Here is a 23,286-nt window from a genome sequence, read left to right as displayed (position 1 = left end):
TTTATATATTCCACCAATGGTATCCATCTTTTTCTAGAAGCTCATCAGCTTCTTTCGGTCCCATAGAACCAGCAGGATAGTTTGGTTTTAATGTTTTGCTTTCTGCCCATATCTCAGAAATCGGATCAACGAAGTTCCAAGAAAGTGCCACCTCGTCCCAGTGAGCAAAGTTTGTTGCATCGCCTAGCAAGCAGTCATGAATCAGCTTTTCATATGCTTCTGGTGTATTCATGATGTCGTTATAGTTTGTTTGGTAGTCAAGCTTAATCGGTTTCGCATACGTGCCGCCATCGAGCTTGCGAGCATTCAGGTGAAGGGTGATGCCTTCATCTGGCTGAATATGAATGACGAGTAAGTTTGGATGCATGGCATTTCCGTTTCCATAGTATAGGTTCATTGGAATGTCTTTAAATTGAACTACGATTTGAGTAGATTTCTTTTCTAACCGTTTTCCTGTCCGAATGTAAAATGGCACCCCGGCCCATCTAAAGTTATCAATCAGCAGTTTCCCTGCCACAAATGTTTCTGTGTTTGAGTTCGGGTCAACATTTTGCTCTTTCAGATAAGAAGGAACCTCGCTGCCATCAATCGTACCAGTATCATACTGTCCGCGGACAAAGAATTGATCGACCTCATCTTTAGAAAAAGGACGAAGAGCGCGCAATACTTTCCGTTTTTCGCTGCGGATTTCCTCTGTATTGAGTTTAATTGGCGGCTCCATTGCTAAAAGGGCAACCATTTGAAGCATATGGTTTTGGACCATATCTCTTAGTGCACCAGAATTTTCGTAATATCGAGCCCGGTCTTCAACCCCTAAGGATTCACTGGATGTAATTTGAATGTTTGAGATATAGCGGTTTGTCCAAAGCGGTTCAAAGATAGCATTCGCAAAGCGGATGACCTCAATGTTTTGAACCATTTGTTTACCAAGGTAGTGGTCAATACGATAAATTTGATCTTCTGTGAATGCATCACGAATTTCTTCATTTAATGTTTTGGCACTTGGCAGATCATGCCCAAATGGCTTTTCAATGACAAGTCGTGACCAGCCGGTTGTTTCTGATACGCCCTCACTCTTTAGGAACTTCGCAATCGTTCCGAAGAATTCCGGTGCCATAGCTAAATAGAACATGCGGTTATTTGGAATACTGTACGTATCTTCAAGACCTGTTAGAAGCGTGTTAAGCGATTGATAGGAAGCAGGGCTTGATACGTCAAAATCGTGATAATAGAAATGTGAAATGAATTCTTCTGTTTTCGCTTCTGCATCATCAGAAGAAACAGATTCCTTTACCACAGCTCTGAGGTCCTCATGAGACCATGGACGGCGTCCAACTCCGACAACAGCGAATTGATCACCTAGCTTTCCGCTATGATAAAGTCTATGTATAGAAGGGTAGAGCTTGCGTTTGGCAAGGTCTCCTGTTGCGCCAAAAATGACAATGACTGCTTTAGGGTTGTTAGTTTCTGTATTCACGAGAAGTACCTCACTTTATTCGTAGCATTGTTGTAAAAACCGAGAATGTATGTACATTTTCTTTATTTTAAAGCTTCATTGTTCGTAAAGCAAACATTTGATTCGACTTTTTCTGCTCTCGTTTCACTTTTTTCAAAAATTCCGCTGAATTCACATTTACCTTGTCTTCATGTATTCTATATGAATGAAGATATTGTATACCGGCTTTAGGAGGAAAAGTAATGGAACTGCTCTTTTTAGGAACAGGTGCAGGCATTCCTGCAAAAACAAGAAACGTCACTTGCACAGCGCTAAAGCTTTTAGAAGAAAGAAATGCAGTGTGGCTTTTTGATTGCGGAGAAGCAACGCAGCACCAAATCTTACATACAACGATTAAACCGAGAAAGATCGAGAAAATATTTATCACACATATGCACGGTGATCATGTATATGGCCTTCCGGGACTCCTTGGCAGCAGATCCTTTCAAGGCGGGGAGGATGAATTGACGATCTATGGACCAAAGGGCATTAAGGCCTTTGTGAACGCAGCACTTTCAGCTACTCAAACGCATTTGACATATCCGTTGCATATCATAGAAATAGATGAAGGGGTCGTGTTTGAAGACGATACCTTTCAAGTAGAAGCAAGAAGAGTCTCTCACGGGATTCCAGCTTACGGCTATCGGGTTGTGGAAAAAGATATGCCTGGTTCATTAAAAGCCGAAGACCTAAAAGAAATCGGTGTAAAACCTGGACCTTTGTATCAGAAGTTGAAAAATGGGGAAACCGTGACACTCGAAGATGGAAGAACCATTGATGGAACCGATTATTTGGAACCCCCTAAAAAAGGGAGAATCGTTGCATTTTCAGGAGATACCCGTTTGTGCGAGAATATAACAAGGCTTGCCAAAAATGCGGATGTGTTAGTCCATGAAGCAACATTCGGTAAAGAAGATGCAGATTTAGCCTACAATTATTATCACAGTACAACAGAACAAGCAGCGAAAACAGCAGAGGAAGCAGGCGCAAAAAGGCTCATTTTGACCCATATAAGTGCACGTTACCAAGGAGAAGAGGCACTGAAACAACTGTTGAAAGAAGCCCGCGATATATTCCCGCTGACAGAAGCTGCACATGATTTCTCTTCTTTCCCCATTGAACGCACCCTGTAAAAATTGGATGAATCGTCAAAAAAAGTTGTGTGATTTTTTTGATATTTATGATGACGCTCTTTTTCAGGTAGTGGTAAAATGGTGAAGAAAAAACAAATGACGAATTAAACTATGAAGAATACGGGAGGCACAATCAAAGATGAGCGGTTTTACAGCATTAAGTGAAGCAGAATTGAATGACCTATATGTGGCACTACAAAATGAGTATGAAACTTACAAAAGTAAAAACTTGCACTTAGACATGTCTAGAGGGAAGCCTTCACCAAAACAGCTCGATTTGTCTATGGGCATGCTCGATGTTGTGACATCAAAGGATGCAATGACAGCTGAAGATGGCACAGATGTGCGAAACTATGGCGGCTTGACAGGCCTTCCTGAAACGAAGAAATTTTTTGCAGATGTACTCAATTTAAAGCCAGAACAAATCATCATCGGCGGTAATTCAAGCCTGAATATGATGCATGATACCATTGCACGTGCGATGACTCACGGCGTATGTGACAGCAAAACACCTTGGGGAGAGCTGCCAAAGGTAAAATTCCTTGCACCAAGCCCAGGGTATGATCGTCATTTTGCCATTTGTGAGCTATTTAACATAGAGATGATCACGGTCGATATGAAGGCTGATGGACCTGATATGGATCAGGTAGAAAAATTGGTCGCAGAAGATGAAGCGATTAAAGGCATTTGGTGTGTACCTAAATATAGCAATCCAGACGGTATTACGTATTCAGATGAAGTCGTTGACCGCCTAGCTTCAATGAAAACAAAAGCAGACGACTTCCGCATTTTTTGGGATGATGCATATGCAGTCCACCATCTAACGGATACACCTGATACGTTAAAAGATATTTTTCAAGCAATTGAAGAGGCAGGATACCCGAACCGTGTGTTTATGTTTGCGTCTACGTCTAAAATTACATTCCCAGGCTCAGGTGTTGCACTGATGGCGTCTAGCCCTGACAATGTAAGCTTCACTCAAAAGCAATTATCGATTCAAACGATCGGACCAGACAAAATTAATCAACTAAGACATCTTCGTTTCTTCCAAAATCCAGAAGGTTTGAAGGAACATATGAAAAAGCATGCAGCTATCATTAAGCCAAAATTTGACCTCGTTCTTTCCATTCTTGACGAAAAACTTGGCGGAAAAGATATCGCTGAATGGCACAAGCCAAATGGCGGATATTTCATTAGTTTAAATACACTTGATCATTGTGCAAAAGCTGTTGTGCAAAAAGCAAAAGAAGCAGGTGTCACAATGACAGGTGCAGGTGCAACATACCCATATGGAAAAGATCCGCTTGATCGTAACATTCGCATTGCACCAACATTCCCGACTCTTGAAGAACTAGAGCAAGCGATTGACATCTTTACATTATGTGTTCAGCTTGTCAGTATTGAAAAGCTGCTTTCAGAAAAAAGTCAATCTGCTCCAACGGCATAAATAAAAGAAACTCCTTGACTCATAACGGGTCAAGGAGTTTTTTATTTTAATTAGCAGTTTGATAATAGGAGACAGGTTGTTTGGCTGCGCACCATACATCATAGATAGCAAGCTGTACAATATGCGGTTCATCATGATGAATATAGTGCGAGCTGTTTTGCGCCTGAATCCATCCGCTTTGGGATGACAAAGACAGCATACGTTTATGAAGTCTGAGCCAAGCTTCATGAGCTGGATGAAACAATCGGCTCTTACCTGATGAAATGACAAGAAGCGGCATCATTCCATAATGGGTTTGCTCCTCTTTGATTGTGCTTAGCATTTGCTGAAAGTCCTCATGCGTACATTCTGCTGTAAACTGCGCCATATATGAAGTGCGTTCTTCCTTTGATAAAAGCGGCAGGATCACCTGCTCTTGCTCCTCACTTGCCGGGTCTAACAGCACCATACCAATGACATCATCTCCTCTGCGGCTTGCCCATAACCGGCTGACAAGAGAGCCAAATGAGTGAGCGACAATAAGAAATGGCGGCTGAATATTGGCTTCTTTCAGCAGTGCATCTAAATCATCAGCGAGGTCATGCAAGGTTCTTCCTTCACCGCTCTCACTGCTCTTTCCATTTCCTAAACGGTCGTATAAGAAAACCCCAAGTTCTGGGTCAATATCACGTGCCATATTCGACCACGTATCACTAGAAATGCCGTAGCCTGCTTCAAAGATAATCGTGGCTTGCCTTTTGCCTTGACGATGTTTTGTATAAAAGTGGTGTCCATCTATATGATACATTTTTTCAATCATTGCCGAATTCATTCTTCCATCTCCTCTAAGTGGTTCTTTAGCTAAAAGACGGCACAAAAGGCAGATATGTTTCTCTTAAAAACAAAAAAGATGCCTATTTCGAAAAATAGACACCTTTTTCCTAAGAGCTTTTACCAAGCGCGATCATATTGACGCGGGCTTTCGATGGATGTACGGAGCTCTTGAGCAGCTGTTTTCGGGAAGTATGGATCCCGTAAAAATTCTCTGCCGATAAAGATCAAATCCGCACGCTGATTTTGTAAAATCTCCTCTGCCTGTACACCAGATGTAATCAGACCGACAGCTGCTGTTTGAATGCCAGCTCCTTCTTTTATTTTCTCTGCAAATGTTACTTGGTAGCCGGGGAATGTGTTGATTTTCGCCTGCACGACAGCACCTGAGCTGACATCAATTAAGTCGACACCTTGCTCTTTGAGCCAAGTGGCAATCCCAATATAATCTGCAATATCAAGTCCTTTTGTCGTGTAATCAGAAGCCGACACACGGACAAATAAAGGTCCGTCCCATACGGCGTTGACTGCGTCTACGACTTCTCTTAAGAAACGATAACGGTTCTCTGGTGAACCGCCATAGTCGTCTGTTCGGTGGTTCGCCAGCGGTGAAAGAAATTCATTGATCAAATAGCCATGTGCACCATGAATTTCAATGATGTCAAAACCCGCTTTTTTTGCCCGTACAGCTGCATCCTGAAACGCCTGAACGGTATCTTTGATTTGATCAACAGACATCTCGACAGGGGTTTTAGATGTTTCATCAAATGGGATGCTTGATGGTGCAAGAATGTCTCCATCAAGTTCAGCCTTACGTCCTGCATGGGCTAGCTGGATGGCTGTCTTCGTTCCGTATGCTTTGATTTGTTCGTTTAATGAAGCGAATCCTTCAATGTGCTCATCGCTCCAAATACCGAGGTCTTGATCACTAATTCTTCCTTCAGGAGATACAGCACTTGCTTCCACCATGATGAGACCAGCCTGACCTTGTGCACGGGAAATATAATGTGTGAAGTGGAAAGGCTGTAATTTCCCATCACGGTCATAGGATGAATACATACACATCGGGGACATCACGATGCGGTTTTTCAGTGTAACACCTTTTAATGTCCAAGGTGAAAAGAGTTTTGTTTCCAAATACCTTCGCCTCCTCATGGAATTGTATAGCCGATTATAACAGCCATTCAAACTTTCGTCATAAAAGGTGCTCAAAGAATATAGCTTTTATACGCGTTTTTGTATAATGGAGAGATAGAGACATCAAAGGGGGAGAACGGATGAAATGGCAAACAGAGAGTGAACTAAGGGAGCTCCTGACAGCTCTTATGCAGTATGAAAGCATATCAGGTACAACAGGAGAAGTCGCGTTAGCGGAATATTTATATTATTTGTTAAGGGAGCGGCCTTATTTTGAGCAGAACCCTCATCATTTGGCTTTGCATCCGATGAAAGATGGCCGGTATTATTTAACGGCACTTGTGAAGCGCAGTACGCTGCGGCGTACCGTGCTGCTTCTTAGTCACTTTGATGTAGTCGATACAGAAGATTACGGCGAATTTCAAAACATGGCATGCAAGCCTGAAGAGTTAATGGCTTCCTTTTCACAAAAAAGGGAGCTTCTTCCAAAGAAGGCAAGAGAGGACCTTGCTTCAGGCGACTGGCTGTTTGGAAGAGGGGCCATGGATATGAAAGCAGGTCTCACCGTGCAGCTTTCTATGCTGGAAAGGGCGATGACAGAAACATTTGATGGAAATGTCCTGCTCGTCACAGTTCCTGATGAGGAAGTGAATTCACAAGGAATGCTTGAGGCAGTGCCGAAATTAAAAGAGCTTAAAGAAAAACATGATCTTGACTATAGCGCGTGTTTAAACAGTGAGCCGATGTTTGAAAAGTATCCAGGGGATGAACATCATTATATGTATACAGGCAGTATTGGAAAGGTATTAGCCGGATTTTTCTGTAAAGGGATTGAAACACATGTAGGAGAGCCTTTCTCAGGCTTAAATGCGAATTTTATGGTATCTGAACTAAACAGGCTGTTAGAGCTCAATAGTGATTATTGTGAGGAAGTAGATGGTGAAGTAACGCCGCCTCCAACGAATTTAATGCAAAAGGACTTGAAAGAAGCCTATTCCGTTCAAACACCTCACACAGCCGTATCTTTATTTAATGTGCTCATGATGAAACGTTCAAGTGAAGAACTGCACGGACTTCTCTATGAAACTGCGAAACAAGCAGCAGACCAAATCGAGGCCAATCTTCAGCAGAAAACAGCTGACTTTCAACGCTTTAAACACTTTACTCCAATTGACACTCAGGTGACGGTTCTTACGTATCACGAGCTGTATCAAAAAGCCGCAGAACGCTCTGGAGAACAGGAAGTCGAGCGCATTGTCAATTATGCATTCGCCAACCGAGGTGAACTTGGAGATCGTGATTTTTCAACGAAAATTGTCTCGGAGCTGACGACACTATGTAAGGAAGAAGGACCGCTGATTGTTCTATTTTATAGTCCGCCATTTTACCCTTCGGTGTCCTCAACAGAAGATACGCATATTCAGAAGACATTCAAGAAGATTCAAAAAGAGGCAAAAGAGGTATATGGACTTGAAGTAGAGGAAGTGAAATATTTCCCGGGATTGTCTGATTTAAGTTACTTACAGCTCGAAAAGCAGGAAGTAGGTCATTATACAACCAATATGCCGCTTTACCAAAAAGGCTATTCTTTACCGCAAGGAGAAAAGGAAGCCCTTTACGTTCCAGTCATCAACGTAGGTCCACTAGGAAAGGACCCGCACAAATGGACAGAGCGGCTACACGTCCCGTTCTCTTTTGGCATTTTGCCAGAATTATTAGAATCAACGATTCATGCTTTATTAGAGAAAAGTAAGTAGATGTAATGAAGAGCCCTATCTTAATGATAGGGCTTTTGGTTGTGAATGTTCAGTCTATATTTTCATGGTTATACCAAAAGTTTCATACGTAAATTGTATATAAAACAATAGTCCTTACAAAAAATAGTGAAAATGATTGAAATATTCAGAAAAGTCTATTATAATCAATTATGTAATTAAGTTACAATTTATCTAATTAAAAGGAGGTGATGAAAATGAAGCGTAACGAGTGGATTGCAATCTAATGAATGGAATCAATACTTACTGAAAAGAGTGTTTCGCAGAGAAGTGATTTTCTTAGCTTCTCTGTGAATTTGTATGTGGGATAAAAATAGACGAGAGTTGGGTGAGAGAATTGTCAAATATGAAAAGTTATTATGATGAGCATCCGTCTTTATGGAATTTTCTTTATCCTTTTTTTGGCCAAGCGAGCCAAGAAGGAGCACAATCTCGTGTGACAGAATTCATTCAGAAAGAACGAACATTTCAAAAAGGGAAAAACGCTTTATATTTACATATCCCTTTCTGCGATACGATCTGTTCGTTTTGTCCTTTTATTAAATCTACGAAATATGAGCCCATTATCGGAAAGTATATAGATGCTTTAATCAATGAGATGCGTATCTTATCCCAATCCCCTAATATCCAAAAAATGACGTTTGATGTGGTGTTCGTTGGTGGAGGTACTCCTTCCATAATGCCCCCAGAACTAATCTATCGACTTTCGACCGCTATAAAAGAAAATTTCTCATTATCTGCTGATTATGAATGGACATTTGAATGTGAAGCAAAAACAGCTACACCAGAAAGAGTGGCTGCTATGGCTGAAGGTGGAGCCAACAGAGGGAGCTTTGGTGTCCAAACATTAAATGAACACTATCGGAAAATGTTCAACTTAACGGCTAGTTTTGATCAAATCTCTCAGACTGTAGGCTTAATGAAACGTCATTTCCAATCTTATAACATTGATTTGCTTTATCAGCTGCCTGGACAAACGAAAGAAGAGATGATAGAGGACATAAATGGAGTGATGTCATTAGGAAGCACAAGTATTGATACGTATCCACTAGAATATATTGCTTGTTCGAAGGGATGGTTATCAAAAATTAACAAAGGCAAGGTGCCAATGCCGCCAAATCCTAAAGAAAAATTTGAGTTTAGTGATACATTATATCGTCATTTAAAAAAGAATGGCTGGCATCAAAATTATGTGTATACGTTTATGGCTCCAGAGCATCAGAATAAACGTTTTCAATATGGCGAAGTGATTTACGGGGGATATGAAGATCAATATATTGGTTTGGGAACAGGAGCGATCTCCTACATGCAAGGCATGATATGGTCAAATGAAGGAAATACGCAAAAGTATATCGAAAGCCTGACGAATCAAGAATTACCTATTGTTAAATCTAGAGAATATCATGCTTTTGATAGAAGACTCGTCTTCTTCCCTAAAACAATGAAAATAGAAAAAACGCATCTCAATCGAATGCCAAAGCGTGAGGAAATCTATCGTAAACTACAACTGCTCATAATGAAAGGAGTAGTTGAAGAAGCGGAGCAATATTTTGTAATCAAAGAAGAAGCGAAGCCATGGTATCCGGCGATCTTAGTTGATCTTATACCAGAAAAAGAGAGAGAAAATTATGATCAAGCCGTGGAGTTTATGCAAAAAGAGTTAGGCTGGTACGAGTCGACTGAGGTGCTCCTCTAATGGTTTCAAAGAAAGAAACGACATCTCTTTTCAAAGATCAAAATTTTGTCTGTTTCTTTATTGGGCAAAACTTATCTGCTTTTGGAGATTGGTTTAGAACGATAGCGACGATTGGTTTAATTTATGAGCTTACTGGGAAAGCGACCCATCTAAGCATTCTATTTATTTGTTCCATGCTCCCTCTCATTTTAACATCTATGCTTTTGAGCCCAATTATAGATAAGTTTTCTTACAAAAAAGTTGTGATATTCGCAGATGTGGCACGTTTTATCATTGGACTGGGGTTTGTTTTAGTTGTCACAATGAATGTTACACCGTTTATCCTTTATTTATTATTAGCGTTAAATGGTGCTTTCTCTGGTATATATCTGCCTGCTCGTTCATCTATGATACCTGAAATCCTTGATAAGGAGCAGCTTTCTAAGGGGAATAGTATACTGGCCACATCTTTTAGCGCATCGATGCTCATTGCGACAGGATTAGGCGGGTTGGTGACAGAAATTTGGTCAATTTCCACAATTTATTTAGTAGATGCGCTGACATTTTTATTATCAGCTATGCTGTTAATTCCAATTAAAGCGAAAGAAGCATCTGAAAAAAAAGAGTATGTGTCATATGTTCAAAGTTTTAAAGAAGGAATTAAAGAAATCAAGGGATCACCCAAAATTCAAAGCGCCATATGGATATTGATGTCAAGAGAGTTTGCTTTAAGCATCGTTTATGTTTTATTTAGTCTGTATATTTTAGAAGTGGCAAGAGAAGGGAATTTTGGCTTGGGGCTTGGTCATACAATTAGTGGACTAGGGCAAATTATCGGTGGATTTACACTTGCAGCGTACTTCAAAAAAGTGAAATTCTCCTTTCAATTTTATAAAAGGTGGTCTACATTAGCGGTTATATTGCTTGCGATATTACATGCATTGTCGTATCAACAAACGACTTTTATTGGATTTTTGATTGTTGTTTTATTAGCCAATCTATTATATAGCCCAATCGAAGTTTTGTATTCTACTAATATTATGACATATGCAAGCAGTCATTTAAGAGCCCGTGTGTTTTCAGCAGGTCTTGCATTATCACGCATATTTTATATTAGTGGGTTTATCCTCATGGCATTTATCGGAGATTTGATTCCTATACATGTCATCGCTATAGGGATGGCAGGGCTTGTGATAGTAGCAGGTTTGATGAACAGCTTACTGCTACTAAAAGGAAAGCATCAAGATAAATCAAAAGTAGAAATGCATTCACTGTAAAGGAGACGTTGATTGCGTAATGGAAACTGGGAAATTAACAAAAACAGACATCATCACATCGCTTCAGGAAAGTATGAGTGAACTAGAGAAGATAGTGAAGGCTTGTGATGATTACACACTGGATCAATCTTTGGGGGAGGGGAAGTGGTCAATTAAGCAGCTCGCCGGGCATTTGTATGACACAGAAGAAGTCTGGTCAGAGCGGATAGAGCAAGCGATATCAGATGATCACACGCCCTTTCAATCGTATGATCCTGAAATATACGTGAAAGAAAGAGCGTATGAATGGTATAACGCTGACGATATCAAAGCATTGATCAAACGGATGAAAGAGAGAAGAAACAACACGCTTCGGCTATTAGAAAAAGATATTTGGGAACAATCAGGCCTGCATCCGGAAGAAGGAGTGATGACCGTTCAAATATTAGCTGAAACCATCGCTTTACATGAACAACATCATCTGGATCAAATCAAAGCCATCATGTCAATGAGTGAATCATCTACATGAGGAGGTGCTAAAGTGAAGCATCAAGAATTATTAGTTGATGTGAATTTTTATCAGGCATGTGATTCTTTATTAGAACAAGCCATTTCTAGTAAAGAACAGAAAGAACCGAAGTGTGAATCACGCAATTCACACCCAGTGGCCAGCGAGAAAAAATAGAGGGTCATATGTGAAAAAGCACCTGTCATCAAAACAGGTGCTTTTCAATTTCATTTATACGTGCTTGCTGAAAACATTTCGTTTAATTCTGCTGCGCGTTTAGTGGCTGTTTTGACACAATCGACAACGGCTTCTTCAAATTGATAGGCAGCCAGTGTGTTCAGGCCGGCTTCTGTTGTACCGCCTTCACTTGTAATTTCTTTGCGCAGTTGGGCAGGCTCTTTTCCGCTGTCTTGAAGCATATTGGCGGCGCCTGCAATCATTTGGCAAATGAGTAATTTCGCAGTTGCTTGGTCCATTCCAAGTTCCGAAGCTCCTCGCTCCATTCCTTCAATCAAATGATAAATGAAGGCTGGGCCGCTGCCTGCGATGGCTGTCACAGCATTTAGCTGCGATTCATCTAATACTGTGACATGCCCGATTGTTTCAAACAGCTCGACGGCTTTTTTCTTTTGCCCCTCTGTCACTTCATGACTTACGGCAATACCTGTTGCTGACTGCTGAATCGCCGCTGATGTATTTGGCATCGCACGAACGACTGCTGTCTTTCCGCCAGCATAGTGTTGAATCGTTTCAATGGAAATACCAGCTAAAATAGAAATGATCAGCTGTCCATGTAAATGAGGCTGAACTTCAGAAATTCCGCTTTCTGCATCCTTCGGTTTTAAGGCAAAAACGAGAATATCCGCTTCTTCATAAATAAAGGACCGAGCGAAATCCGTTTTGACCCCATAACGTACCTGTAATTCTTCTAATCGTTTTTCATTCGTTTTGTTTGTAACAATGATATCTTCATTCGACATCATTCCGCTTTTTAATAAACCTTTGATCATAGACTCTGCCATTGAGCCTGCACCGATAAATCCAATTTTACTCATAAGCTGCTCCTCCTTGTAGAAAATAAAAAAACCTCTCGCCTGAAAAGGACGAAAGGTTTTTCGCGGTACCACCCTCAATTAGCATGCAAACCTGCATACTCAGCTCTAGTCCCTTAACGCGGGAAACGTTTAGGTTTGCCTAACAGCTCAAAGGGCAGGTTCAGCAAATAAGAGGATGGTGAAGTCTTTCAGCCGGCGGACCTCACTCTCTTGCATCGTTATTTTGCTTACTAATCCTTATCATCGCGCATCATATATTTGTTGTTCATTATGCAACGATGGACAAGTTTATGTCAATAGGGCAGTTTAAAAAATTGCCCATCTAAACCGCATGACAGTCTGCCTTTTGCAAGATACAATGAAGTATGAAGGCTTAAGTACCCACAATCATGAGTCAAAAAGCAGGAGATGACGTATAAAAGTGAAAGAAAACATCATTCAATTATCCATCCCGACGCCGTTTGCTGTTGGGGATGTGTATGCATATGTATTAAAAGGAGAGGCCGTAACCTTAGTAGATTGCGGGCCGATGACAGAAGAGGCAGAGCATGCTTTTGTCACGCAATTAAAAGAACATCGTTTATCGATAGACGATATTGATCAGGTGGTGCTGACCCATCATCATGCAGATCATGTTGGTCTGTTAAATCTGATGAAACCTCATGTCCGTGTGATCGGACACCAGCTAAATGAGCCGTATATTAGTCAGGATCCAGTGTTTAAGCAGCGCCAAGTGGACTTTATGATTCCTTTTTTTCAGCAGTTAGGTGTCCCGCTTCGGCAAAATGAGTGTGAAAAAATGGTGAAGCAATCTTATACATATTCTTGTACTTCACATGTAGATGAGATCATAAAAGAAGGTGATCGTTTAAGCGGGCATGAACACTTCTTTGTGATGGAAACACCCGGACACGCACAATCTCATCTCTCTTTTTTAGATGAAAGAACGGGGAATTTTATTGGCGGCGACCTGCTTTTGACGACCATTTCTTCAAATCCGTTAATGGAAGCACCGTATGAGGGCGAGGAACGTCAAAAATCACTGCTTCAATATAAAGCATCACTCAATCGGTTATTGCGTCTGCCAATCAAGACGATTTATCCAGGACACGGTCAGCTTATCACGTCCCACCATGAATTGATTGAAGAAAGATTTAAAAAACAAGAGAAACGAGCAAATACGATGTATCAGCTGCTTAAACAAAAAGAAATGACGGCCTTTCATCTTTGCCGCAAGCTATTTCCTGTGATGTATGAAGAGGCCTTGTTTTTAACGATGTCTGAGACAGTCGGGCAGCTGGATGTGCTCTTAGAGGCTGGGCGAATTGAAGAAATGCAAAAAGACGGAATCGTCTATTACAGAGCAAACTAAGGAGTGAGACACATGGGGCGATTGACAGGAAAAAGGATTTGGATTACTGGCGCATCTGGGGGCATTGGTGAAAAAATGGCGTGCTTGGCAGCAGAAGAAGGCGCAGAGGTCATTATTTCAGCAAGACGAGTGGAAAAGCTTACTAGTGTGAAAGAAAAAATTATGAGTGCTGGCGGGGTGTGTCACATCACTCAGCTTGATGTCAGCCAGCTTGAGGACATTGATCGCGCGTATGAAGAAGTGGGGCCGGTCGATATTTTGGTCAACAATGCCGGCTTTGGCGTATTCGATCTCGTCGAAGATGCCTCCATAGAGGAAATGGTGTCGATGTTTGAGGTGAATGTGTTTGGCTTAATCGCCTGCACGAAAAAGGTCATCCCTGAGATGAAACAAAGAGGGCAGGGACATATTATCAATATCGCATCCCAGGCAGGAAAGATTGCGACACCCAAATCAGCGATTTATTCCGCATCAAAGCATGCCGTTCTTGGATTTTCAAACAGCCTCCGAATGGAGCTGGCAGACTCAGGCATTCACTTGACGACGGTCAACCCAGGACCAATTGCCACAGACTTCTTTACCATCGCTGACCGCAGCGGTGAATATGTGAAGAACGTTGATTTTATGATGCTGAGTGCGGACAAGGTGGCAGGGAAGGTCGTATCTGCCATGATGACGAAAAAGAGAGAGATTAATCTGCCCGGCTGGATGAATGCTGGCAGCAAATTGTATCAGTTATTCCCATTTTTATTTGAAAAAGCAGCACGAAAAGCGATGATGAAAAAATAATAAAAAAGAAACCGGTTTTGAACTGGTTTCTTTTTTTGAGGTATGGCTTCATTGTGACACTTTCTATATCCGTCTTGCCGCTTGCTGAAGCGGGTCCCATACACTGTTAAACGGCGGTGCATAGCTAATATCTAAATCTTCAAGATCTGTTATGGTCAGCTCTTGGTAAAGGGCAGCCGCCACGATATCGATCCGTTTATCTACACCGTTTCTGCCGATGATTTGGGCACCAAGCAAGGTATGGTCATCGCTTCTGTAAATCAGTTTCACTTTCATTTTCTGCGCTTCTGGGTAATACTTCGCGTGATCTGTACTATCAATGGTGATGACGGAGAAAGGAATGTCCGCCTCTTTTGCTTCTTTTTCTGATAAGCCTGTTCGTCCCGCTGTCACGTCCATAAATTTCATGACGGCTGTTCCAGTCACGCCTTGAAACGCCCGGTTTGTCCCTGTCATATGAAAGCCTGCGATTCTCCCTTGTTTATTCGCAGTTGTGCCGAGCGGAATATAATCCAGTGATTTTTTGATGCGGTGATAGGTTGCAGCGCAATCACCGGCAGCATAAATGTCTTTTATATTGGTTTGCATGTATTCATTTACTGCAATAGCGCCATTTTGAAGACGCTTGATTCCGGTATTATGTAAAAAGGAGGTTTGCGGAGTGACACCGATGGCCATGATGACCATATCTGTTTGAATGGTTTGTTTGTCTGTGATAACAGCTGTGACATGTGACTTGCCTTCTAATTGCTGTACCGTTTCTCCAAGCGATACGTGAATGCCCTTGGCGTCAGCCTCTTCTTTAAGGTATTTTGCCATATCGGAGTCAAAGCCCGGGCCGAGTGCTGCTCCCCGCTGAATGATATGTACGTTTTTTCCGAGCGCTTTTAAATTTTCAGCCATTTCAAGGCCGATATATCCACCGCCAATGATCGTGACATGTGTGATGTCCTTTTTTAAATGGTCTAAAATGGACAGCGCATGCGGGATGGTTTTTAATACGTGTACGCCTTCTAATGGCTGGCTGTCTAAATCCAGTGTGACAGGGCTTGCTCCTGTCGCAATTAAGAGGCGGTCGTAGCTTTCTGTAAAGGGTTCTTTTGTTTTCGTATGATGACCCGACACTGTTTTTTGCTCTGGGTCAATGGAGGTCACTTCGTGTAAGCATCTGGCGTCAATTCCATATTTCTCACGAAAGGTTTCAGCACTGCGTGCGATCAGCTTTCTGTGATCATCAATGAGACCGCCGATCAAGTAGGGGAGTCCGCACTGTCCATATGAGAAAATCTCTCCTTTTTCAAAAGCAACAATGTATGCATTTGGATCCTCTCTATATATTTGCATAGCGCAGCTCATTCCAGCTGCATCTCCGCCAATCATCACATATTTCATTTAGTGTGCTCCCTTCTATCTATGGTACTGAATACTCTTATTTACCCTCATATTCCTTTTTTTAATGCTTTTTTTTCGCAAAACAAGCAAACTTTCGTTGAAAAATAAAGACAGCGCCTTCATTTTAAGCTACAATCGGATTATCGTCTTTTTGGGTTACGAGTTTAGTGAAGATTGGTGGGAAAGACTTTGAGTGACACGCGACTAGATTTTAATACGCTATACACGCGCCATACGAGAGAGGCCTGGGCAGCTCTTGGAGAATATATGCCGGTATCTGTTTCAGAAGAGGAAGCAAGAGCGCTGCAAGGGTTAAATGACTATTTATCGCTTGAAGAAGTTCGAGATATTTACATACCGCTTATTCGTTTTCTGACATTACATGTCTTTGCAGAAAAACAAAAAAACCAGCATGTGAATGCCTTTTTAAACTACCCGCATCATGCCAAAATTCCCTTTTTAATTGGGATTGCTGGAAGTGTAGCTGTCGGGAAAAGCACAACGGCTCGTATCATTGAAACGCTTTTATCTAGGCTTGGAGATGGGCTGAAGGTGAGTCTTGTGACAACAGATGGCTTTTTATATCCTCAAAAAGAATTAAAGGATCGAGGGCTGATGGAAAAGAAAGGCTTCCCGGAAAGCTATGATGTCAAAGCCCTGCTGTCTTTTTTGAATGAATTAAAATCAGGTAAACAAACTGTGCATGCCCCGGTATATTCGCATCTGACCTATGACCGGCTTGAAGGGGTGTATGAAACAGTAGAGGATGCGGATATTGTCATTATTGAAGGAATCAATGTGCTCCAATCACCAGCGCTGGATGATCTGAAGGATGAACCGCGTGTGTTTGTATCAGATTTCTTTGATTTTTCGATTTATGTAGACGCCGCTGAAACGCAAATTCAATCATGGTATAAAGAACGATTTCGTTTGCTCAGGGAAACAGCCTTCCAAGACCCTGAATCCTTCTTTCATCAATATAAAGATTTGACGGATGAAGAGGCAGATCAAATGGCAAGCACCATTTGGAATACCGTGAACCGCCCAAATTTATATCAAAATATTTTACCGACAAAATATCGGGCTGATCTCATTTTGAAAAAAGGGGATCAGCACAAGGTGGAAGAGATCGCCATCCGCCGGGTATAAAGAAAAAACCGCTCAAACGAAAGAGCGGTTTTTTTAATGATCTCCACTTACTTTAACAGCTATGGCTGCTGCCGATCGCTTTTTTAGACGGTAATATCCAATGAGTAAAAATGGAACGCCTGCGATGGTGATCATTGACAAGACCGTAAAAATGGAGAGGGGATGGGCTGCGCCAAAATAGTCAATGCACAGTCCGCCGACAAATGGTCCGATGACGCTGCCGAGCTGAGAAAATCCCATCGCCCCAAAGTACGATCCCTTCACTTCAGGCTTTGCAATATTGTCTACAAAAAGATCCATCATCGCAAACAGCAGAACCTCCCCAATCGTAAACACGACAATGATGAAAGCAAGCATGCCGAGACTCTGTGAAAAAGCAATGGCAAACAAACTGCCGGCAAGAAGAATATTCCCGGTGGTCAGCGACAAAATGGTGGAGTAGCGCTTCGCAATCATGATGAGCGGATATTGTACAACAATGACAACCACTGCATTTAAAGATAAAAGATATCCAAACAGTTTAGGACCATCCTCAATCATAGGTGACGCTGATAAGTATTGAGGCAGCGTTGAGCTTAAATGCGAATACCCGAACGAACATAAGGTAACGCCGATGAGGATGATGCTAAAGACCGTATCTTTTTGGATAATGGAAAGGGCTTTTTTGACGCTGATTTGTTTCGTACTTTCTGGAGCAGCAACTGGATGCTTCTGAAATTGCCAGGCCAGTGTTAATCCATATAACAAATAAATGAAGGCAGCGACAAGAAATGGAAATGTTGTTTTCGATGATCCTAGATATAAGCCAAGCAGCGGGCCGAAGATCACCCCGATATTAATGGCCGTATACCGTAAATTAAAAACAAACAACCGAATACTTGATGGGGTGACATCGGATAAGAGTGCCTTAGACGTCGGTTCAAACAGTGCCCGGCACAGTCCATTTAAAGCGTTCATGAGAAAGAAGACCCAAATGGCATCTGCAAACGCAAAGCCAACAAAGACAAGTGTCCAGCCGAAGATGGATAGAAGCATGACCTTTTTCCTGCCGATTCGGTCAGAAACATAGCCGCCGTAAAAACTCGCCACGATCCCAATAAGGGAGCTGACGGCAATGATTAACCCAGCTGAAGAAGCTGAAGCCCCTTTGACTTGTGTCAAATAAACGGCCAAAAAAGGAATGCTCATGGACGTCGCCATTCGGCCGAATATGGTGCCGATGATGATCGTCCAACTAAGTGGATGTAAAGTACGTAAGTTATTTTTCATGCTGTTTCTCCCCTGAGTGTTAAGATGTTCCAATCATACATGAAAAATTGTGCAAATTAAATACACAATTTGATGGAGGAGACATCCGCCATAGGACAGAGGAGCCCCAAATAGCTCGCAAATTTGGAGAGCATGTTTTTTTCTGCCGATGCTTCTATGTCTTTTAGATCTTCTGATTCGTATGGTCACTTAAAGACCATTTAATCAAGATCAATCGCGACAATTTGCTGCAAGGACAGGTGGAGAACATCTTCATCATTGACGATTTTTATGCGCTGGGTTTCATAATGAATGGTTTTCACCCAGCCCCAAAACTGCTGTTTCATACCTGCTGCGGCATATGTCACGCAAATCGCTTGGTCCTCTGTAATCGACTGTGTGATCAAAAAATTCATTTCCTCTAGCTGATCAGTACTCAGCGGAGGAGGCGTGTATTCTTTTTTCTTCCGTTTTTGAGCAAGCAGCTGTTCACGGTGCTCTGGGAGCATCATTCGGCTTGATTCCCACATGAGGTTGTATCCAGGTGTTAATTTATTGGGATTCATGGCTGTTCGCCTCCGTTATTTGTAATGTCCACCAATTTTTTCGGCGCGGTGATACGCCTGCCCTGCGCTTGTTAGTGACGAGGCGTGCAAGAGTGCAGCAGGTCCATACTTCATATGGATCGCATCAAATACTTTGCTGAGTCTGTCTTTTTTAAAATGGTGATCAAATAAACTCAGCTGATATTGGCTGTCAGGCTGCAGCTGCGAGAGAGTAATACCTACACTGCGAATGGGCTGGCCGTCCCAGTGCTGCTGGCATAGCTGAATAGCTGCTTCTGCAATATCTGTCCCATACTGTGTGGGTGAATGGAGCTTGATTTGTCTATGAAATCCAGTCGGATGAGAAAAATCAGCACCTCTTACGCCAACAGACACCGTTTGCCCAACATAATGCTTAAAGCGCGCACGTCTTGCCACTTCTTCACTCAATTCAAGAAGGGCGACTTTGATGTCCTCAAAGGACGCATAATCATGGGGAAGGGTCATATGATGCCCAACCGCTTTTTGCTGATCATGTGTGTGAAGAGTGACCGGGGAAGGGTCGTGGCCTAAAGCAGTTCGCTGCAGAAGCTCCCCGTTGATTCCCCAGCGTTTTTTTAGCCGGTCTAACGGATAAGCAGCAAGTGTCCCGATGGTACTGATGCCCATTCGTTTTAAGTGGTGCTCCATCCGTTTGCCGACACCAAATAATTTTCCAATCGGAAGCGGCCATAAATCAGCCGCAACCCGGTCTGCACGAAGTTCATAGATGCCAGATGTGTTTTTTTTAGCAAAATGGTCACAGGCCATTTTAGCGAGCACTTTATTAGGACCAATACCAACACGTGCGTAAATGCCCGTCTGGTTCATAATGGTCGTTTGTATATTTTGAGCGATCTCGCGGGGTGAACCGAGTAGTGTCACACTCCCCGTAATATCGAGAAACTGTTCATCAATTGAATAGGGTTCGACAAGATCTGTGTATTGTTCAAGCAGTTCTGTCATCATGACAGAGACATCAAGGTAGCGCTGCATACGTGGACGTACAACGACGGCTTCAGGGCATTTCTCCTTTGCTTCCCATAATCTTGATGCATTTTGTACGCCCCGTTTTTTAGCGAGCGGGCAGGCCGCAAGTACGACCCCGCTCCGCCGCTCGGGATCTCCTGAAACGATGAGCGGCACATCCTTCAAATGGGGAGCCTCCACTTTTTCGACTGACGCATAAAACGACTGCATATCCACAAGCAGAATGGCTCGTTCATTCATGATTTTCACCTCTTAGAACGTATGTTCTGTATACATTTTAACCGCCAGAAGGTGAAATTGATACTGGTAAATCATTCAAAGAGAAGAGTGTAAATCCATACAAAAAAGACGAAGTGTCTCCACTTCGTCTCATCTGGGTAAAATGAGTCATTTTAAGCATGTGCCAAGTTGTTGGATGTTTGGAGCGGCTCAGAACGCAAACGATAGGCCGTTAGTTTTTTCTTAGGCTTATGGGTAAACTGCCGCACCACATCCACGTGGTCATCGTAATGATACAGATAAAGGGTTACATCATGCTTGCCAAGCTTTGTTTGCATGGTAAGCGGCGCCGGCCCTTCCTGTGGATGAAGAAAACGCTCTTCGTCACCAGGATAAATATAATAGCGTTCAATAAAGATCGCATCATTAAAATGTTGAATAATTTCGGATGTTTGCTGATCATCGAGTGGACGTCCTTGAAACGTCATCGTTGTTTGATCACTTGTTACTTTTGCATGCACCGCATAACGACTAAAAAGGCGTTCAACAACACCCGAAGGCAGCGAAGTGACAAGCAGCTTTAAAAGACTAAACACAACAAGTGAAGTAACAATCCAAACCAATATCATCATCTCCAATAAACATTTGTTACATTTCTTATATGAACAATTTTAACATAACAAAAGAATGGATCTTTCGCATAAAAAGTGAACTTTTTGAAATAAGTGTGAAGATTTAAAAGGAGATGACAGCAAAAGAACGAAGAACCAACAAAACTGAAAGGAAAAAGGCTGTTACATCACCTTTACAAACAATTGATCAGACAGGTAGACTATTGAAACAGTTGATTTTTTGTGAAAAAAGAGCGGTACAGCTAAAAATGAAAAGGGGCGAGGCCATCATGATACGTCAAGTGAAGCCGTCAGATTTTTATGCGGTCACATCCGTCATTCAAAGCTGGTGGGGAGGCAGAGATTTACGCGCGAAATTGCCAAAGCTATTTTTCGAACATTTTCAGCAAACAAGTTTTGTCGTTGTTGAAAAAGGTGAACTGATCGGCTTTTTAGTCGGTTTTTTATCGCAATCGCATTCAGATGAAGCGTATATTCACTTTGTGGGGGTACATCCAGACCACCGGAAATTGAAGATTGGCAAAATTCTCTATCAAGCGTTTTATGAAGCGGCTGAAAAGGAAGGAAGAACAACGATTAAGGCTATTACAGCTCCTGTCAATAAAGTCTCAATTGCTTACCATACAAAGCTCGGTTTTCAGATAGAAAAGGGAGATAAAACAGTGGATGGTATTTCAGTTTTTTCAGATTACGACGGCATTCATGAAGACCGGGTGCTATTTGTGAAAAAGCTGGAGGCGAAAGCATGATCATCAGACTGGATCAAAAAAATGAAGAACAAGCGAAAGAGCTGTTACATATCCAATTGGCTGCATATCAGCGGGAGGCAGAACAAATTGGCTATCAAGATTTACCGCCCTTAAAAGAAACGGTTCAAGACATAATAGAAACAGATGAGATTTTCATAGGCTTTGAAAAAGAGGGGCATTTGTTAGGAATCGCTTCATATGAACTGCATGATGATCGGATCATCCTCAGCCGGTTAGCTGTGCACCCACATCATGTCAATCAAGGAATCGGGACAGCGCTCCTGCAATCCATTATCCAGTATCAAAAAACAGTCGAGCTCACAACAGCAGAGGCAAATACACCAGCAATCAAGCTTTATGAAAAACTAGGGTTTAAACAGAAGGCCCGTTTGCAGGTGGAAAACAAGCTGATGTTAACAAAGATGGAACGTTTGATGCTTCGAAAGGTGGAAGTGATTGAATACCAATCGAGCTGGCCAAAACAATTTCAAGATGAGCATGACAAGCTGAAAAAGATAGTTGGCGACAACTGGGTATATGGCCACCATATTGGCAGTACGTCAGTCATAGGAATGGCGGCTAAGCCAATTATTGATATCTTGCTAGAGGTGAAGCATATCAGCACCTTAGATGAGTGTAACCACCTGTTTCGCCAGCTTGGATATGAACCGCTCGGAGAAAATGGACTCAAGGGAAGACGTTTTTTTAGAAAAGGCGGCTTGAACCGAACACATCACGTTCACGCCTATGAAGCCGGACATGATGATGTAAAAAGGCATTTGGTGTTCCGAGATTATTTAAAAGCTGCACCTGATCGTGCCAAAGCCTATGCAGATAAAAAGCGTCAATTGGCAAAAGCCTATCCTGAAGATATGGCAAGTTATATCAAAGGAAAAGATGAGCTCATTAAAGAAATTGAACAAGAAGCGTACAATTGGTCAGACCAGTTAAAGACAAATGATCAGACATAAGAGCTAACAGGGCGTGAACATGTTTAATTGATGACTGATATGTTACAATGTAACAATCAACGAAAAAAGGATGTTCGGCATGTATATTCATATAACAGAACCAGCAGCAGCGTTCCTTACAAAACAACAAGCAGGGCATGAATCAAAAGAACTGCTCCTTCGATATGATTCAGATGGGTGCGGCTGTGCGGTAAGCGGTGTCCCAATGATTTGGCTTACAGGTGAAAGAACAGGCGAATGGGAAGAACTCAAGCATAATCAGCTCTTTAAGCTGTACATACACACAGCACAAAAGGTCTTTTTTGACGAGGAAATGACGATTGATTTTAACGAAAAAGCCAACACACTTATGTTGAAAAGTCCTCAACAAATACTCAGCCCGAGAATGGGTATACTTGTAAAGTAAGGTGGAAATGTAGTGGATCAAAAGCTAAAAGTGATACAAAATACGGCACAAAATAAAACATGGGTGTCGTTTTTAAATAACAATCATCCCTATAGCCTTTTGCACTGGTCAATAGGTGGAATGGATTCGGTGAAAAAGGACGTTTGGCTTCTTCAAGATGAAGTCACATTTGAAACAGAAGAATTTCCAACGCTCGAATTAGCTGTCAATTGGATCAAAGAGAATATGGACCAAGTAACAGATGTATTATAAAAGCCCTTTTTCGGAAGGGTTTTTTTCGTGCGTTCATCATCTCATCAAACCGCATGGCTGTCTAATCCGGAAAATGATCTTTTGGGAACGGAAAAAGCCGTTTTTCAACAAACAATTCGACAAAATGAGCAAGCTGGAAATAAAAAAATAATGGCTGTAAATGCCGAAAAATAGGCATTTGTAGCGTTAATTGCGGGATACCGAAAACTTTGCGAAAAATGACATTTCATATTTCTTCCATT

24 protein-coding genes and 1 other annotated feature are annotated in these 23,286 nt (G+C 41.9%); of the genes, 15 read left to right on the top strand and 9 right to left on the bottom strand.

Annotation, left to right across the window (positions count from 1 at the left end):
* Position 1 precedes the first annotated feature (1 nt).
* Positions 2-1,477: a glucose-6-phosphate dehydrogenase gene (zwf, locus tag NSQ34_RS10785; RefSeq protein WP_264315964.1), complete on the bottom strand. Its 1,476-nt coding sequence runs from the start codon at positions 1,475-1,477 to the stop codon at positions 2-4.
* Between the two features lie 221 nt (positions 1,478-1,698).
* On the opposite strand from zwf, the gene rnz reads away from it, so the two are divergent.
* Positions 1,699-2,628, top strand: a complete 930-nt coding sequence (gene rnz, locus NSQ34_RS10780) for a ribonuclease Z (protein ID WP_024422900.1) — start codon at positions 1,699-1,701, stop codon at positions 2,626-2,628.
* Positions 2,629-2,767: 139 nt separating this feature from the next.
* Positions 2,768-4,075: an aminotransferase class I/II-fold pyridoxal phosphate-dependent enzyme gene (locus tag NSQ34_RS10775; RefSeq protein WP_176967010.1), complete on the top strand. Its 1,308-nt coding sequence runs from the start codon at positions 2,768-2,770 to the stop codon at positions 4,073-4,075.
* 46 nt (positions 4,076-4,121) lie between these two features.
* On the opposite strand, the gene NSQ34_RS10770 is transcribed toward NSQ34_RS10775, so the two are convergent.
* Positions 4,122-4,886, bottom strand: coding sequence for an alpha/beta hydrolase (locus NSQ34_RS10770; RefSeq protein ID WP_024422899.1), 765 nt, complete (start codon positions 4,884-4,886; stop codon positions 4,122-4,124).
* Positions 4,887-5,005: 119 nt separating this feature from the next.
* Complete coding sequence (gene namA / locus NSQ34_RS10765) at positions 5,006-6,022, bottom strand: NADPH dehydrogenase NamA (protein ID WP_080708051.1); 1,017 nt, start codon at positions 6,020-6,022, stop codon at positions 5,006-5,008.
* 140 nt (positions 6,023-6,162) lie between these two features.
* Between namA and NSQ34_RS10760 the strand changes: the two genes are divergently transcribed.
* From NSQ34_RS10760 to NSQ34_RS10740, 5 genes are all read left to right on the top strand, one after another.
* A complete protein-coding gene (locus NSQ34_RS10760) occupies positions 6,163-7,779 on the top strand; it encodes a M20/M25/M40 family metallo-hydrolase (RefSeq protein WP_176967011.1) in 1,617 nt (538 codons plus the stop codon).
* A gap of 364 nt (positions 7,780-8,143) precedes the next feature.
* A complete protein-coding gene (locus NSQ34_RS10755) occupies positions 8,144-9,493 on the top strand; it encodes a radical SAM protein (RefSeq protein ID WP_176967012.1) in 1,350 nt (449 codons plus the stop codon).
* On the top strand, positions 9,493-10,749 hold the full coding sequence (locus NSQ34_RS10750) for an MFS transporter (protein WP_065214655.1): 1,257 nt from the start codon (positions 9,493-9,495) through the stop codon (positions 10,747-10,749). Before NSQ34_RS10755 ends, NSQ34_RS10750 begins: the two co-directional genes overlap by 1 nt.
* 19 nt (positions 10,750-10,768) lie before the next feature.
* A complete protein-coding gene (locus NSQ34_RS10745; protein WP_046311693.1) occupies positions 10,769-11,257 on the top strand; it encodes a DinB family protein in 489 nt (162 codons plus the stop codon).
* Between the two features lie 12 nt (positions 11,258-11,269).
* Positions 11,270-11,413, top strand: a complete 144-nt coding sequence (locus NSQ34_RS10740; RefSeq protein ID WP_176544468.1) for a hypothetical protein — start codon at positions 11,270-11,272, stop codon at positions 11,411-11,413.
* 50 nt (positions 11,414-11,463) lie between these two features.
* Here the strand turns inward: NSQ34_RS10740 and proC are convergent, their stop codons facing one another.
* Positions 11,464-12,291, bottom strand: a complete 828-nt coding sequence (proC, locus tag NSQ34_RS10735; protein ID WP_098677449.1) for a pyrroline-5-carboxylate reductase — start codon at positions 12,289-12,291, stop codon at positions 11,464-11,466.
* A gap of 41 nt (positions 12,292-12,332) precedes the next feature.
* Positions 12,333-12,544, bottom strand: a binding site (T-box leader).
* A gap of 168 nt (positions 12,545-12,712) precedes the next feature.
* On the opposite strand from proC, the gene NSQ34_RS10730 reads away from it, so the two are divergent.
* Positions 12,713-13,663 carry an MBL fold metallo-hydrolase gene (locus NSQ34_RS10730; RefSeq protein ID WP_286098624.1) on the top strand — a complete coding sequence of 317 codons (951 nt, stop codon included), beginning with the start codon at positions 12,713-12,715 and terminating at the stop codon, positions 13,661-13,663.
* Positions 13,664-13,675: 12 nt separating this feature from the next.
* Positions 13,676-14,452, top strand: coding sequence for an SDR family oxidoreductase (locus NSQ34_RS10725; protein WP_251232024.1), 777 nt, complete (start codon positions 13,676-13,678; stop codon positions 14,450-14,452).
* Between the two features lie 63 nt (positions 14,453-14,515).
* On the opposite strand, the gene NSQ34_RS10720 is transcribed toward NSQ34_RS10725, so the two are convergent.
* Positions 14,516-15,844 (bottom strand): CoA-disulfide reductase, encoded by a 1,329-nt coding sequence (locus tag NSQ34_RS10720; protein WP_025093018.1) that lies wholly within the window; start codon positions 15,842-15,844, stop codon positions 14,516-14,518.
* A 189-nt stretch (positions 15,845-16,033) separates the two neighbouring features.
* Here NSQ34_RS10720 and coaA point away from each other — a divergent pair, with 189 nt between their 5' ends.
* Positions 16,034-16,993 carry a type I pantothenate kinase gene (gene coaA, locus NSQ34_RS10715; RefSeq protein WP_024428044.1) on the top strand — a complete coding sequence of 320 codons (960 nt, stop codon included), beginning with the start codon at positions 16,034-16,036 and terminating at the stop codon, positions 16,991-16,993.
* Positions 16,994-17,026: 33 nt separating this feature from the next.
* Here the strand turns inward: coaA and NSQ34_RS10710 are convergent, their stop codons facing one another.
* The 4 genes from NSQ34_RS10710 to NSQ34_RS10695 form a co-directional block, all read right to left on the bottom strand.
* Entirely contained in the window at positions 17,027-18,262 is a 1,236-nt protein-coding gene (locus NSQ34_RS10710) for an MFS transporter (protein ID WP_024428045.1), read from the bottom strand.
* 200 nt (positions 18,263-18,462) lie between these two features.
* Positions 18,463-18,807 (bottom strand): YolD-like family protein, encoded by a 345-nt coding sequence (locus NSQ34_RS10705; RefSeq protein WP_176967013.1) that lies wholly within the window; start codon positions 18,805-18,807, stop codon positions 18,463-18,465.
* 15 nt (positions 18,808-18,822) lie between these two features.
* Positions 18,823-20,055, bottom strand: coding sequence for a DNA polymerase IV (locus tag NSQ34_RS10700; RefSeq protein WP_061109317.1), 1,233 nt, complete (start codon positions 20,053-20,055; stop codon positions 18,823-18,825).
* Positions 20,056-20,207: 152 nt separating this feature from the next.
* Positions 20,208-20,657 (bottom strand): YfmQ family protein, encoded by a 450-nt coding sequence (locus NSQ34_RS10695; protein ID WP_024422888.1) that lies wholly within the window; start codon positions 20,655-20,657, stop codon positions 20,208-20,210.
* Between the two features lie 278 nt (positions 20,658-20,935).
* Between NSQ34_RS10695 and NSQ34_RS10690 the strand changes: the two genes are divergently transcribed.
* The 5 genes from NSQ34_RS10690 (at position 20,936) to NSQ34_RS10670 (ending at position 23,218) form a co-directional block, all read left to right on the top strand.
* On the top strand, positions 20,936-21,415 hold the full coding sequence (locus tag NSQ34_RS10690) for a GNAT family N-acetyltransferase (RefSeq protein WP_024428048.1): 480 nt from the start codon (positions 20,936-20,938) through the stop codon (positions 21,413-21,415).
* Positions 21,412-22,386, top strand: a complete 975-nt coding sequence (locus NSQ34_RS10685) for a GNAT family N-acetyltransferase (protein ID WP_125587269.1) — start codon at positions 21,412-21,414, stop codon at positions 22,384-22,386. Before NSQ34_RS10690 ends, NSQ34_RS10685 begins: the two co-directional genes overlap by 4 nt.
* Positions 22,387-22,465: 79 nt before the next feature.
* Positions 22,466-22,792 (top strand): iron-sulfur cluster biosynthesis family protein, encoded by a 327-nt coding sequence (locus NSQ34_RS10680; RefSeq protein ID WP_025093021.1) that lies wholly within the window; start codon positions 22,466-22,468, stop codon positions 22,790-22,792.
* Positions 22,793-22,804: 12 nt separating this feature from the next.
* On the top strand, positions 22,805-23,044 hold the full coding sequence (locus tag NSQ34_RS10675) for a YqkC family protein (protein WP_024422884.1): 240 nt from the start codon (positions 22,805-22,807) through the stop codon (positions 23,042-23,044).
* 27 nt (positions 23,045-23,071) lie between these two features.
* A complete protein-coding gene (locus tag NSQ34_RS10670) occupies positions 23,072-23,218 on the top strand; it encodes a hypothetical protein (protein WP_155762198.1) in 147 nt (48 codons plus the stop codon).
* Positions 23,219-23,286 lie beyond the last annotated feature (68 nt).

This window comes from Bacillus sp. FSL P2-0069 (genome assembly GCF_038593315.1).
GTDB classification, from domain to species: Bacteria; Bacillota; Bacilli; order Bacillales; family Bacillaceae; genus Bacillus; species Bacillus safensis.
The sequence above is the reverse complement of the archived record's forward strand: the minus strand, read 5'-3'. Positions and strand labels throughout refer to the sequence as shown.